Source organism: Comamonas sp. F1-6 (genome assembly GCF_039581415.1).
GTDB classification, from domain to species: domain Bacteria; phylum Pseudomonadota; class Gammaproteobacteria; order Burkholderiales; family Burkholderiaceae_C; genus Comamonas; species Comamonas thiooxydans.
Window position 1 is genome coordinate 136,361 of sequence record NZ_JBCPWN010000005.1, and the last position, 13,794, is coordinate 150,154.

Sequence of the window (13,794 nt, forward strand, 5' to 3'; positions counted from 1 at the left end):
CCTGATTTTTCATATCAATACACATTGAAATGACCAACCAAAGCGCGCAAGCTGCTCCTGTTTCAGCTATGCGGCGTCAGGCTGACCAGGATCAGCCTGGCCTTTTCGTCCTGCGCCAGCAGCGGCTCGGGCCGGACGCTGCTCCACCACAGGCCCTGACCGGCTTGCAGTATCCGCCCGTCGGTGCATTTCCAGCCACCCTGCAACACCATGCAAAGCCCCGCGGCGCTCAGCCCCGCCTCTGCCTGGCCGCCGAGCTGCTCCAGACTGGCCGACCACTGTCCGCGCCGGGTCATGACATTGAAGTCGCTGGACGGCCCGCCCAGCAGATCGCAATCCAGCGCCATATCGCCCGAAAAGGCGAATGGCTGCCAGCGCTCGTTCAATGCATGCTCGAGCCCGGCCTGGGCGCTGTGCAGCCGTACCCCGTCGCCATCGAGCAGCATGATCTGGCGGTCTATGCCCGGAAATGCAGAAAACGGGCCGGCCTGGGCAATTGTGGCCACGCTCACGCGCCAGCCAAAGCTGTCCATGCCCGCACCCTGCGGCCAGCAGGCAATCTCGCGCGTGCTGCCGCCCCCGTTCTTCCACGGGCTGGGCGCAATCTGGTTCAGGTCAAAGCGTTGCATCGATCAAAAGCACAAAGAATTAAAACAAACGCCGCGCTAGAACCGGCGTACTCCAGCGCGGGAGTACCGAGCCGGGGCCGCAGCCGTCTGGCACGCAATGATGCGTGTCAAGGCTTGCCCAGGAAGCCCAGCGCCGCCAGGCTCATGGCCTTCACGCCGGTCTTGATGGAGGGCTCCGGCAGCGGCGCGAACTGCGGCGAGTGGTTGAACACCAGCGGCTTGCCGCCGGGGCGCTGCGAGGCGGCCACTTCCTGCGGGTCGGTGACGCCGACCAGGAAGAACATCGAGGGCACGCCCTCGGCGCCGTATTCGGCGAAGTCTTCGCTGGTGGTCAGCGGCGGCGTGCGCGCCACGTTGTCGGCCCCCAATGCGGCCTTCAGCACCGACTCGACCTTCGCCACGACGGCCGGGTTATTGACGGTGGCGGAGCTGGTGTCCGGCAGCGAGATATCGGGCTCCGGCGCGCCAGCCGCTGCGGCCGAGGCAAGCGCGACACGGCGCACGCCGTCGAGCAGTTGTGCCCGCACCGCCGGTGCGTAACTGCGGATCGTGCCGCGCAGCACCACCCGGTCGGGGATGATGTTGCCCGAGCTGCCCGCCTGCATCGCGCCGATGGTGACGACGCCGAATTCCATCGGGTCCTTGTCACGGCTGACGACCGACTGCACGTCGACGATGAAGCGCGCGGCAATCATCACCGGATCGAGCGCCTTGTGTGGCGCCGAGCCGTGGCCGCCACGGCCCTTGAAGGTGATCTGCACCTCGTTGGCGGCCGAGGTCATCGGCCCCACCGCATAACTGACGGTGCCGATGGGGCGCGGGTCGGTGTGCAGCGCCAGCGCCACGTCGGGCTTGGGAAAGCGGGTGAACAGTCCGTCGGCCAGCATGGCACGCGCACCGGCGCCGGTTTCTTCCGCGGGCTGGGCAACCAGCATGAGCGTGCCGCGCCACTGCGACTTCAGAGCCGACAGCGTGCGCGCCACGCCGACCCACGCCGCCATGTGAACGTCGTGGCCGCAGCTATGCGCCACGAAGGTCTCGCGGCCGTTCCAGGTGGTCTTGGCGCGGCTGGCATAGGACAGGCCGGTCTTTTCCTCCATAGGCAGCGCGTCCATGTCGGTACGGACCATCACCGTGGGGCCCGTGCCGTTGCGCAGCAGGGCCACCACGCCGGTCTTGCCGACCTGCTCCGTCACCTCGAAACCGAGGCTGCGCAGCTCCTTCGCCAGCCGGGCGGCGGTACGGGTCTCGGCAAAGCCCAGTTCGGGGTGGGCGTGCAGATCCTTGTACAGCGTATCCAGCTGCGGGTACATCTCGCCCAGCAGGCGATCGATCGCGGCGGGCTCCTGCGCGGCCGCCCAGCCGGGCACCAGCAGCGCCGCGGCCAGGGCGACGCCACGCAGCAATGCGGGAGCACGGAGGATTCTCCGTTGAGTCATGTGCGTGGCGGCCATGGCGCTTACTTCACCATGGGCAGCTTCAGGCCCTGCTTGCGTGCGGTCTCGATGGCCAGCTCGTAGCCTGCGTCCGCATGGCGCATCACGCCCGAGCCGCAGTCGTTGACCAGCACGCGCGCCAGCCGCGCGGCGGCTTCATCGGTGCCGTCGGCCACGATGACCATGCCGGAGTGCTGCGAGTAGCCCATGCCCACGCCGCCGCCGTGGTGCAGGCTGACCCAGGTGGCGCCGCCGGCAGTGTTGAGCAGGGCGTTGAGCAGCGGCCAGTCGGAGACGGCATCCGTGCCGTCCTTCATGGCTTCGGTCTCACGGTTGGGGCTGGCCACGGAGCCGGTATCCAGGTGGTCGCGGCCGATGACGATGGGGGCCTTGAGTTCGCCGTTCTTGACCATTTCATTGAAGGCCAGGGCCGCCTTGTGGCGCTCGCCCAGACCCAGCCAGCAGATACGTGCGGGCAGGCCCTGGAAGGCGATGCGCTCGCGCGCCATGTCCAGCCAGCGGTGGGTGTGCTTGTTCTCGGGGAACAGCTCCTTGATCTTGGCGTCGGTCTTGTAGATGTCCTCGGGGTCGCCCGACAGCGCCACCCAGCGGAACGGGCCCTTGCCCTCGCAGAACAGCGGACGGATGTAGGCGGGCACGAAACCGGGGAAGTCGAAGGCGTTCTTCACACCCTCGTCGAAGGCCACCTGACGGATGTTGTTGCCGTAGTCCACCGTGGGGATGCCCATGGCCTGGAAGTCCAGCATGGCCTGCACATGCACGGCGCAGCCCTGGGCCGCGGCCTTGGTCAGCTTGGCGTGCTGGCTGGGGTCGGCAGCGGCTGCTTCCCACTGTGCCACGGTCCAGCCCACGGGCAGGTAGCCGTTGATCAGGTCGTGGGCCGAAGTCTGGTCGGTCACGATGTCGGGCTTGGGGCCGCCGGCCTTGGCGCGCTTGACCAGCTCGGGCAGGATTTCAGCGGCATTGCCCAACAGCGCGATGGAGACCGCCTCACCCTTTTCGGTGTGATGCTTGATCAGGGCCAGCGCGTCGTCGACGTCCTTGGCCTGCTTGTCCACATAGCGGGTACGCAGACGGAAGTCGATGCTGGACTGCTTGCATTCGATGTTCAGCGAGCAGGCGCCGGCCAGCGTGGCGGCCAGGGGCTGGGCGCCGCCCATGCCGCCCAGGCCGGCCGTGAGAATCCACTTGCCGGTCAGGTCGTTGTTGTAGTGCTGGCGACCGGCTTCGACAAAGGTCTCGAAAGTGCCCTGCACGATGCCCTGGCTGCCGATGTAAATCCAGCTGCCGGCCGTCATCTGGCCGTACATGAACAGGCCCTTGCGATCCAGCTCGTTGAACTTCTCCCAGGTGGCCCACTTGGGCACCAGGTTGGAGTTGGCGATCAGCACGCGGGGCGCGCCCGGATGGGTCTTGAACACGCCCACAGGCTTGCCCGACTGGACCAGCAGGGACTCGTCCTCATTGAGTTCCTTGAGGGACGCCAGGATCTGGTCGTAGCACTCCCAGTTGCGGGCGGCGCGGCCGATGCCGCCGTAGACCACCAGGGCTTGCGGGTTCTCGGCGACCTCGGGGTCGAGGTTGTTCTGGATCATGCGGTAGGCCGCTTCGGTCAGCCAGTTCTTGCAGCTGAGCTGGTTGCCGCGAGGGGCGCGGATGACGCGGGTGGGGTCGATGCGCGAATCGGTAGGGGTAGTCATGGCTGCTCCTTTGACAGTAATGGAGAGAATATGGAAAAGGCGTTACGGCTCGGCGCGGAAGCGGGTTGCCTCGGCGTAGAAGTCGGGCTCGACGGCTGGGGCCGGGCTGCACTTGGGATAGATCATGGCCGCAGGCACCTTCATGGACCGCTTGGCCAGTGGGTAGTACACCAGCGATGTCACCAGCAGGCTGACGATCCAGGAGATGTCGGCACCGCCCAGCATGGAGGCGAGCGGACCCTTGTACAGCGCCTGGTTCAGGAACGGGATCTGCACCAGGATGCCCAGCACATAGCAACCCAGCGCCATGAAGTTGTAGCTGCCATAACGGCCCTGGGGGTCGTATAGCGCGGGAATGTCGACCCGCTCCTTGGACACCAGGTAGTAGTCCACCAGATTCACCGCGCTCCAGGGCACGAAGACGGCGAGCAGCAGCAGCACGAAGTTCTTGAAGTTGTTCAGGAAATCGGCGCTGGCCAGCAAGGCCACCACCAGCGACAGCAGCACGAAGCCGACGATGTAGGCGATGCGCGCGACGGGCGAGATCTGCGTCTTGTTGTTGAAGCCGCTGACCGTGGTCAGGATGGTCATGAAGCCGCCGTAGGCATTGAGGCAGTTCACCGTGAGCTTGCCCGAGACGATCACCAGGTAGATCACGATGGCGGCCGGACCAGCCAGATCACCGATGAAGCCGACCTGGTTCTTCAGGAACTGGCCCCCCAGCGCGGCGACCAGCACGCCCAGCGTCATGGCGATCTGCGCGCCGATCACGCTGCCCATGAAGGTGGTGGTGAAGGCCCGCGACGTAGGCGTGTTGGACGGCAGGTAGCGCGAGTAGTCGGCGACGTAGGGCGCGAAGGTCATCTGCCAGCCGGCCGACAGCGCGATGGTGAGCAGGAAACTCGCCCAGGTGAAGGGCTTCTGACCGAAGGCGCTGGCCACGTCGTACTGCATGCCCAGGCGCACGGCCAGGTAGGCAAAGCCCAGCAGCCCGATCACCGTGGCCACGCGGCCGAGCACGTGGATGAGGCGATAGCCCACCACGGCCACGATAGCGGTCAGCGTGCCGAAGATGATCATGCCGGTCTGCGGGGCCGAGAAATCGAACATGCGGTTGATGGCCTGGCCCGAGAGAACCGTGCCCGTGGCCGCGAAGCCCAGGTACATGAGGATCACCAGCAGCAGCGGCAGGGCCGCGCCCTTGACGCCGAACTGCACGCGGCTGGAAATCATCTGGGGCAGGCCCAGGCGCGGGCCCTGGGCCGAATGCAGGGCCATGACGATGCCGCCGAGAATGTTGCCGATCAGCAGACCGATGATGGCCGTCATGGCCTCGGCGCCGAACACGATGGCCAGCGCTCCGTCGACAATGGCCGTGATCTGGCAATTGGCTCCGAACCAGAGGGTGAACTGGCTGGAGGGCGAGCCGTGGCGCTCGCTCTCCGGAACCATGTCTATGGTTCTGGTCTCTATGGCGCCAGAGGAACCCAGCGTTGCTGTATCAATACTCATGAATTGCTCCGTCAATCCCTCTGGATGTCTCTTATATGTCCGAACAACTTTCATTTATTTTCGCAAAGTTGTATAGACGAATTTTGTGATTTACTCCAACCCACGTCAATCATCTAGACAGCTTTTCTGATCCACACAAACCCTATGTCGCGAACCGATACCACCGCCGCCGTACCTGCGTTCCAGCGCATCAAAGACCATGTGCTGCAGCAGATTCAAAGTGGCGTATGGCAGGAAGGCCAGGCCATTCCCAGCGAGGCCGCCCTGGTCAAGCAGTTCAATGTGGCGCGCATGACCGTCAACCGCGCGCTGCGCGAGCTCAGCGACGAAAAGACACTGACGCGTGTCCAGGGCTCGGGCACTTTCGTGGCCCAGCAGAAGTACCAGGCCACCCTGGTGGAGCTGCGCAATATCGCCGACGAAATTGGCGCACGCGGCCACCGGCACCGGGGGGAGTTGCAGCGGCTCGAGCGCTGCAAGGTCGATGCCGCCCTGCTGCGCCAGTTCGAGCTGAGCGCCGCCACCCATCTGTTTCACTCCGTGGTCGTGCACTTCGAGAACGATGTCCCCATCCAGATCGAAGACCGCTATGTGAATCCGGCCGTGGCTCCCGACTATCTGAGCCAGGACTTTGCAAGCCAGACGCCCAATGCCTACCTGGTGCGCGTGGCTCCGCTGCAGGGCGTGAATTTCTCCATCGAAGCGAGCATGCCCACGGCCGAGGTGGCGGAGCTTTTGCGCATGGAGGTCACCGAACCCTGTCTGGTATTGCGCCGCAGAACCCGCTCCCAAGGCCAGGTGGCCTCGGTTTCGGCCCTGTGGCACCCGGCTTCGCGCTACCAGTTCGCGGGAAATTTCTGATCCCCCTGAGCGGCTGCGCCGCCTTCCCCCAAGGGGACGGCGCCCTCGCTGCGAGGCGGCTCTTGCTCGGCACCCCTGGCCTGGGGCACCGGCGATTTTTGCGGTGTGGGTTGTAGGCAGCAGTTTCAGCGCTCCGTGCTCGGCAGAATGCTCTGCAACACCTCGGGCCAGGCGGTTTCCAGCGCCCACAGACGCATGATTTCGATATCGGGGGCCAGATAGCGGTCCTTGTCCAGATAGGGCACCTGACTGCGGATCAGCGCGTACTGCTCCTCGATCAGCGGCGAGCTCTTGAGCCGGCGGTCGAAGTCCATGCCCTGGACTGCGGCCATGGCCTCCACGCCCACGATCACGGCCGTGTTCCTGACCATGTCTGCCAGGCGACGCGCGCCATAGGTGGCCATGGAGACATGGTCTTCCTGGTTGGCCGAGGTGGGCAGACTGGTCACGCTGCTGGGATGGGCCAGGCACTGGTTCTCGGCCGCCAGGGCAGCCGCCGTGACCTGGGCGATCATGAAGCCCGAGTTGACGCCGCTGTCCTCGATCAGAAAGGCCGGTAGGCGCGATAGTCCGGTGTCCAGCAGCAAGGCCATGCGACGCTCGGAGATGGCGCCGATTTCAGCGATCGCCAAGGCCATGATGTCGGCGGCGAAAGCCACGGGTTCGGCGTGAAAGTTACCGCCCGAAATCACGTCGCCGTTATCGAACACCAGCGGATTGTCCGAGGCTGCATTGGCTTCGATGACCAGCACGCGCGCGGCATGGCTGAGATTGTCCAGGCAGGCGCCCATGACCTGCGGCACGCAGCGGATGGAATAGGGGTCCTGCACGCGCCCGCAATTGGGGTGCGAGGGGTCGATGGCGCTGCCGTCCAGCAGCGAGCGCACGGCAGCCGCCACGGCGATCTGTCCCTGCTGGCCGCGTGCCGCGTGGATGCGCGCATCGAAGGGCTTGATGGAGCCCTGTATGGCTTCCAGCGTCAGGCAACCTGCGACCAGTCCTGCGGCCAGCACGCTTTCGGCCTGGAACAGGCCGGCCAGCGCCAGCGAGGTGGAAACCTGGGTTCCATTGAGCAGCGCCAGCCCTTCCTTGGGGCCGAGCACAAAGGGCTCCAGGCCGATATGCTGCATGGCCTCACGGCCGGAAACGAGCTTGCCGCCCACCTTGGCCTGCCCCTCGCCGATCAGCACGCAGGCCAGGTGCGACAGAGGCGCCAGATCGCCCGAAGCCCCTACCGACCCCTTGGAGGGAATCACGGGCAGGACATCGGCATTGGCCAGGGCCAGCAGCGCGTCCACCAACGCCGTGCGGGCTCCCGAATGCCCGCGGGCCAGACTCACGGCCTTGGTGGCCAGAACCAGGCGCACCACATGGTCCGGCAGCGGCTCGCCCGTGCCGACACTGTGCGAAAGCACCAGATTGCGCTGCAGCTCGGCCAGACGCTCATGGGCGATCTTGGTCGAAGCCAGCTTGCCGAAACCGGTATTGATGCCGTAGACCACCTGGTCTTCATCGACGATGTGCTGCACATGCGCCTCGGCCTTGCGCATGGCGCCATAGGCAGCCTGCGCCATGCTGAGCTGCATGCCGCCGTCCTGAATGCGGCGCAGCTGAGCCAGCGTGAGTTCGCCGGGATGCAGTTCCAGTTCGGAGTTCGAGAGCTCTTGGGTGGTGGTCGTGTTCATGGCTATACCTGTCTATACAGTCAAGAGAAACAAAAACGTACTGAGGGATTCAAGGGCCTGGCCGGGATCAGCCGCCGTGCACTGAATCGGTTCGGAAACGGCTACCGAGTCGGTAGCGCATGCCCGGATGCACGCAATGCACCCAGGTGATAGGGACGCCGCGCAGCCAGGTACGGCGCGTGAGCATCAGGCAAGGCTGGTCGAGAGCCATCTGCAGCAGCCGGGCCTGCTCGGCCGTAGGCAAAATCGCATCGACCACATGCTCGATCTGGTCGTACTGCACATTGCGCACCAGATAGACCGAGGGTTGCACGGCAGAGAAATCCTGGTCCATGAAGTCGGGGACCAGGCGGGGGTTCACATAGCGGTCTTCGATCTGGACCGGCAGCTCGTTTTCGAAGTGCACGCCGTGCAGGTGAAAGACCGAGGCGCCGACCGCCAGGTCCAGCGCCGCAGCGACCTCGGGCGAGGCGGACTCGCGGCGCATGTCGAGCAGCTCGAAGCGATGGTCATGCCCCCGCTGGGTGATCTCTTCACCGATATTGGCAATGCGCAGCAGGGTCGATTGCGGCTTTTCCTCGGCCACGAAGGAGCCGACCCCCGCCACACGCACGATCACGCCCTGCTCGGCCAGCTCGCGCAGCGCACGGTTCACCGTCATGCGCGCCACGCCGAACTCGTTCACCAGCTCCTGCTCGGAAGGTACGCGCGCACCGGCGGCCAGCGATCCGTCGCCGATCTTGCGCAGCACATGGTCCTTGACCTGCTGGTACAGCGCGAGCGGCATCTGGGCGGCAGGAGCCGGTTTGCGCTGTGCAGGGTCTCGGACATTCATGATGCAGGCCTCAGTGAGCAGCCGCAGCCAGTGACTCGGCGCGAATCTCTTCCGTCAACCGGGCCTTGAGCTCCATGAACTCGGGCGAGGTCTTGACGGTGTAGTGGCGCGGGTGCGGCAGATGGACCGGAATGTCTGCCTTGATGCGGCCCGGACGCGCGCTGAACACGGCCACGCGATTGGCCATGAAGATGGCTTCATCGATATCGTGGGTCACGAACATCACCGTCTTGCGCTCGGCCTCCCAGATGCCCAGCAGCAATTCCTGCATCAGAACCCGGGTCTGGTTGTCCAGCGCACCGAAGGGCTCGTCCATGAGCAGGATCTTGGGATCGTTGGCCAGCGCACGCGCGATCGCCGTGCGTTGCTGCATGCCTCCAGACAGCTGCTTGGGATAGTGATTCTCAAACCCGCGCAAACCCACCTTGGCAATGAAGTAGTCGCTGCGCTCTTTCTGAATGGCTTCGCTCACGCCTTTCTCGCGCAGCCCGAAGCGGATGTTCTGCGCCACGGTCAGCCAGGGGAACAAGGTGTAGCTTTGGAACACCATGCCGCGGTCGGCGCCAGGCTCCTGCACCAGTTTCCCGTCCAGCAGCACCTGCCCTGTCGTCGGAAAATCCAGACCCGCAACAATGCGCAGCATCGTCGATTTGCCGCAGCCCGAGGGGCCGAGAATGGTCACGAAATCGTTCTCCCGGACCTCGAAATCCACCGGCAGCAAGGCCTGGGTGCTGACGCCTTTGTGGCTGGTGAAGGTGCGCGAAACGCCTTGAATGGACAGCTGGTTCATCACAGGGAACTCCATTCGAACATGCGACGGTTGACGGTTTTGAAGATGAAATCCGACACCAGACCGATGAGCCCGATGATGATGATGCCGAAGATGATCTGTCCGGTATTGAGCAGCGCCTGGCTGTCGGTGATCATGTGCCCGATGCCCGAGGACGAGCCGATCAGCTCGGCGACGATCACGTAGGTCCAGGCCCAGCCCAGCACCAGGCGCAGGGTTTCCGCGATGCCCGGGGCGGCACCGGGAATCAGCACCCGCTTGACGATGCCGGTATTGCTGGCGCCCAGTGTGTAGGCGGCCTCCACCAGGTCCTTGCGCGCACCGCCCACGGTCACGGCCACCATGAGGGTGATCTGGAACACCGAGCCGATGAAGATGACCAGCAGCTTCTGGGCTTCGCCCACGCCGGCCCAGAGAATCAGCAGCGGGATGAAGGCCGAGGCGGGCAGGTAGCGGCAGAACGAGACAAAGGGCTCGAAGAACGCCTCCACGGGCTTCCAGGCCCCCATGGCAATGCCCAGCGGCACGGCCACGACGCTGGCCAATATGAAGCCCCCCATGACGCGCCATACGGTCATGCCGATGTCATGATGAAAGTCGAACTCCGTGAACAGCAAAATGCCTTCGCGCAGCATCGTCAGCGGGCTGGCGAGAAAGGTCGGCGAGACCAGTCCGCCAAAGGTGACGGCCGACCAGATCAGCAGGAACAGCACGAAGAAGCCCGTGCCGAGCAGCCATTTGGCCTTGGGGCTGACAGGCTCCAGAGGGGCCATGTAGCGCCGGCGAGCCGGCCTCACGGAAGGCGATGCCACCTGAACCGATGCGGGTGATGCAGACTTGATAGAAGGTGATACCGCTTCCATGTGCAACCTCTTTGCGCTTACTTGATGAAGCTGGCGTCGTACATGACGCCGTAGTTCTCAGGAATGCTGCGAATCACGCCGGCCTCCTTGAGGATGGCAGCAGACTCCTTCATGAAAGGCAGCAGGTCGCTGGCAAAGAATTTCTGATTGGCCTCCTTGTCCGACCATTTCAGAAAGGCTGCCGACTTGCCGAACTGCTCGCCGCTTTGCTTGACGGCCGCGCCCATGATTTCGTAGCTCTTTTCCTTGTCGGAATTGATCATGGCGATGGCATCGAAATAGGACTGGGTCAGCGCCTTGGCGGCTGCCGTGTTGGCCTTGAGCCACTTGGGATCACAGCCCACGGTATCCATCACCATCGGGTAGTCGATGGTGGTGGCCAGAATCTTGCCTGCGCTAGGGTTGGCGCGCACCGTGGACAGGTAGGGCTCATAGGTCATGGCCGCATCGTTCTGACCGGAGACAAAGGCCTGTGCCGCAGGCTGGGGCTCCAGCGACACGGTCTTGATGTCCTTCATGGTCATGCCGTTCTTGTTCAGCATCCAGGCCAGCCCGAAGTAGGGAGCCGTACCCGGCGCGCTGACGGCGACGGTCTTGCCTTTCAGATCGGCAAAGTTCTTGACGTCGTTGCGCACGGCAATGCCGTCCGCTCCAAAGGACTTGTCCATCTGGAAGATCTGCACGATCGGCACACCATTGGTGTTCCAGGCCACATGCGTCTCCACGGTGGTGGCGGCGCATTGCACGGCCCCCGAGGCCAGCGCCAGATGCCGGTCCTTCTGGGGAATCATCTTGATTTCGACATTGAGGCCGTTCTTCTTAAAGATCCCGGCCTTGTCCGCGAGCGTCAGCGGCGCAAAGCCTGTCCATCCCGACATGCCCAGGACGATCTTGGTCTCCTGAGCCGCTGCATGTTGTGCAGCAGACACTAGAACGGTTGCGGCTAATGCCAGTTGCCAGATTGGAACGCGACGTGTCGATTTCATGGGACTCTCCTCGGTCGATGCCAAAGCAGTTCGGTTGTTGATGCGGACTTCAAGCCTTGCACGACAGTGCAGACAGCGAAGTTTGCGATTGCTGATTGAACATGTATATACAGGCTTACCCGAGCGCCATAGTTACCGTATTTCCCAGCTGTATAGACATGAGTCAACAATCCACAAAAGCAAGCTATGTGCCAATTCGCTCGCCCGCGAGCCGCCTCCGCCGGCCTTGTGGGCGCGCACCAAAACAGCCCCAGCGTTGCGCTAGTCGGGTGCAATCACGCTTTTTGCCACGGTCAGAAATGGTGCAATCAGCGCCGAGGCATTGCTCCTGGGCACCGACAGCACCACGGCCTGCTTGGCGACGCGGCCCTTGATTCTTTTGCAGACCAGCCGCTTGCCGTCGTGGGTTCGGTCGACCACCGGCCGCGTGGTCAGAACGCTGACGCCATGCCCGTTGGCGACCATGGAACGCACCAGCTCTATCGACGCCAGTTCATAGTTCACCGTGGGAACCACGCCCGCCTCCCGAAACAGCGAGAGAAAGTACTCTCTGCTCTGAGGCAGGTTGATCAGCAGCAACGGCGACTGGGCCAGCTCCGCCAGACTCACGCTGGGCGCCGCAGACAGGGCGTGCCTGGCAGGCAGCAAGGCATAGGGCGGCAACGCGGCAACCGGGTGCATGGTCAGCAAAGGGCGAGCCAGGCCCAGGTCATATTGCAGTGCAGCATGGATCTCCCCTCGCTCCACTTGCCGCGTCAGGGAGGCGATGTCCCCTTCGATCAACTCGATGTCGATGGACGGGTGGCGCTTTTGCATCTGGGTGAGCAGTTGCGGAATCCACAGCGCGCCCAGCGTGCTCAGAAAGCCCAGCCTCAGCGTGCCGGAAACCGCCTGCTTGCGTGGCTCCTGAAGCAGTTGCGCAGCCTCCAGAAGACTCAGGGCCTCCCGGCTTCTGGCCAGCCCTGCCGCGGTCAGGTCCAGCCCGACGGCATGTTTGCGCACAAAAAGCTTCTCGCTCCATTGGGCCTCCAGGTCGGCAATCGCCTTGGAGATGGAGGGCTGTGAAACATTGATGGCCAGCGCCGCCTTGGCCGTGCTGCCGTGGCGTGCGGCGGCGACAAAATATTCGAGCTGGCGCAGATTTATCTGAATCAATTTTTTGAATCCAGTGAATGGGAAATGAATATTTTCCATTGATTCATGTTTTTGGCAGCATGCAGGCATCGCTTCAGATCAACAGCAGGACTCCCATGCTTGCATCAACCGAAAAAACTGCCTCCCGTCCGCTGGACGGCATCCGCATCCTGGACTTCACCCGGGTTCTGGCGGGCCCCATGTCCACGGCCTTGCTGGCCGATCTGGGCGCGGAAGTCGTGAAGGTGGAGCCGCCCCAGGGCGACGACTACCGCGCCATCGGCCCCATGAAGAATGGGCAAAGCGCCTTGTTCACGGTCATGAATCGCAACAAGCAAAGCCTGGTGCTGGACCTCAAACATGCGGATGCGGTCGCCGTGGTGCATGAGCTGGCCCGGCAGGTCGATGTGGTGGTCGAGAACTTCAGGCCGGGCGTCGCCGAGCGCCTGGGCATCGGCCCCGAAACGCTGCGCGCCCTCAATCCCCGGCTGGTGTATGTCAGCGTCTCCGGCTTTGGCCAGACCGGCCCGCTGGCCCACCGCCCGGCCTACGACATCATTGTTCAGGCCATGAGCGGCCTGATGGAGGCCACGGGCGAGCCTCAAGGCGCACCCACCCTGGTCGGCGAGGCGGTCAGCGATGTGGTTGCCGGCCTGTTTGCTTCCTGGGCGACACTGGCCGCCCTGTTGCAGGCGCAGAGAACCGGAGTCGGCCAGCATGTCGATGTCGCCATGTTCGACACCACGCTGAGCTTTCTGGCGACATCGATGTCGCGCTATCTGTTCACCGGCCAGCCTGCCCGGCGTGTGGGCAACCGGCATCCGCTCTCGGCGCCGTTTGGCGTCTACAGGGCACGTGACGGCCATTACGCCCTGGCCGTGCTCAACAAGAAGCTGTTCGACGCCACTGCGGCCGCCATGGACCTGCCAGAGCTGGCCAGCGACCCGCGTTTTGCCAGCGACGAAGCGCGCTCGGCCAACGAGCCCACCTTGCGCGCCGCGCTGGAGGGCTGGAGCACGCAGCACGACGTGGCCGATGTGGTCGCGCGGCTCGAAGCCGCAGGCGTTCCCGCAGCCCCCATCTGGAACATAGAGCAGGCCCTGAACTCCGAGCAGATCCGCTCGCGTGGCCTGCTCTGCGAGGTCGATGACGAACGCCTTCCGGGCCTGAAGCTGCCGACACAGCCCGTGCATTTCAACGGCGCTCTGCCCAATCGTGCGCAACGCGCACCGGCACTGGGCGAACACACGGAGCTGCTGCTGCAAAGCTGGCTGGGCCGCAGCACGGACGCCATTGCCGCCTTGCGCGAAGCAGGCGCTTTGGGTTGATTTTGATAGCAAGA

General features: G+C 64.0%; 12 protein-coding genes. 2 read left to right on the forward strand and 10 right to left on the reverse strand.

Annotated features, from left to right (window positions below; genetic code table 11):
- Positions 1-62: 62 nt before the first annotated feature.
- The 4 genes from AAIL66_RS07250 to AAIL66_RS07265 form a co-directional block, all read right to left on the reverse strand.
- Positions 63-629 (reverse strand): HutD family protein, encoded by a 567-nt coding sequence (locus AAIL66_RS07250; RefSeq protein ID WP_343496366.1) that lies wholly within the window; start codon positions 627-629, stop codon positions 63-65.
- Positions 630-736: 107 nt separating this feature from the next.
- Positions 737-2,083, reverse strand: a complete 1,347-nt coding sequence (locus AAIL66_RS07255; RefSeq protein WP_343496367.1) for an amidohydrolase — start codon at positions 2,081-2,083, stop codon at positions 737-739.
- A 5-nt stretch (positions 2,084-2,088) separates the two neighbouring features.
- Positions 2,089-3,786 (reverse strand): urocanate hydratase, encoded by a 1,698-nt coding sequence (hutU, locus tag AAIL66_RS07260; RefSeq protein ID WP_045839261.1) that lies wholly within the window; start codon positions 3,784-3,786, stop codon positions 2,089-2,091.
- Positions 3,787-3,828: 42 nt separating this feature from the next.
- Positions 3,829-5,298 (reverse strand): cytosine permease, encoded by a 1,470-nt coding sequence (locus AAIL66_RS07265; protein ID WP_045839262.1) that lies wholly within the window; start codon positions 5,296-5,298, stop codon positions 3,829-3,831.
- A gap of 144 nt (positions 5,299-5,442) precedes the next feature.
- On the opposite strand from AAIL66_RS07265, the gene hutC (AAIL66_RS07270) reads away from it, so the two are divergent.
- A complete protein-coding gene (hutC, locus tag AAIL66_RS07270) occupies positions 5,443-6,159 on the forward strand; it encodes a histidine utilization repressor (RefSeq protein ID WP_034351364.1) in 717 nt (238 codons plus the stop codon).
- A 125-nt stretch (positions 6,160-6,284) separates the two neighbouring features.
- On the opposite strand, the gene hutH is transcribed toward hutC (AAIL66_RS07270), so the two are convergent.
- The 6 genes from hutH to AAIL66_RS07300 all read right to left on the reverse strand — a co-directional run bounded on the left by hutH (position 6,285) and on the right by AAIL66_RS07300 (position 12,512).
- Entirely contained in the window at positions 6,285-7,844 is a 1,560-nt protein-coding gene (gene hutH, locus AAIL66_RS07275) for a histidine ammonia-lyase (protein ID WP_343496368.1), read from the reverse strand.
- A 67-nt stretch (positions 7,845-7,911) separates the two neighbouring features.
- Positions 7,912-8,679, reverse strand: a complete 768-nt coding sequence (hutC, locus tag AAIL66_RS07280) for a histidine utilization repressor (protein ID WP_034351361.1) — start codon at positions 8,677-8,679, stop codon at positions 7,912-7,914.
- A 10-nt stretch (positions 8,680-8,689) separates the two neighbouring features.
- Positions 8,690-9,469 carry an ABC transporter ATP-binding protein gene (locus AAIL66_RS07285; RefSeq protein ID WP_034351586.1) on the reverse strand — a complete coding sequence of 260 codons (780 nt, stop codon included), beginning with the start codon at positions 9,467-9,469 and terminating at the stop codon, positions 8,690-8,692.
- A complete protein-coding gene (locus AAIL66_RS07290) occupies positions 9,469-10,332 on the reverse strand; it encodes an ABC transporter permease (RefSeq protein WP_034351359.1) in 864 nt (287 codons plus the stop codon). The genes AAIL66_RS07285 and AAIL66_RS07290 overlap by 1 nt, the downstream gene beginning before the upstream one ends.
- A gap of 17 nt (positions 10,333-10,349) precedes the next feature.
- Positions 10,350-11,318, reverse strand: coding sequence for an ABC transporter substrate-binding protein (locus AAIL66_RS07295; RefSeq protein WP_034351357.1), 969 nt, complete (start codon positions 11,316-11,318; stop codon positions 10,350-10,352).
- A gap of 261 nt (positions 11,319-11,579) precedes the next feature.
- The gene (locus AAIL66_RS07300; RefSeq protein WP_080746062.1) at positions 11,580-12,512 is read right to left on the reverse strand and encodes a LysR substrate-binding domain-containing protein; all 933 of its coding nucleotides are present in this window, start codon (positions 12,510-12,512) and stop codon (positions 11,580-11,582) included.
- Here AAIL66_RS07300 and AAIL66_RS07305 point away from each other — a divergent pair.
- Complete coding sequence (locus AAIL66_RS07305; protein ID WP_343496369.1) at positions 12,491-13,780, forward strand: CoA transferase; 1,290 nt, start codon at positions 12,491-12,493, stop codon at positions 13,778-13,780. The two genes, AAIL66_RS07300 and AAIL66_RS07305, sit on opposite strands and share 22 nt — an antisense overlap.
- Positions 13,781-13,794: the final 14 nt, after the last annotated feature.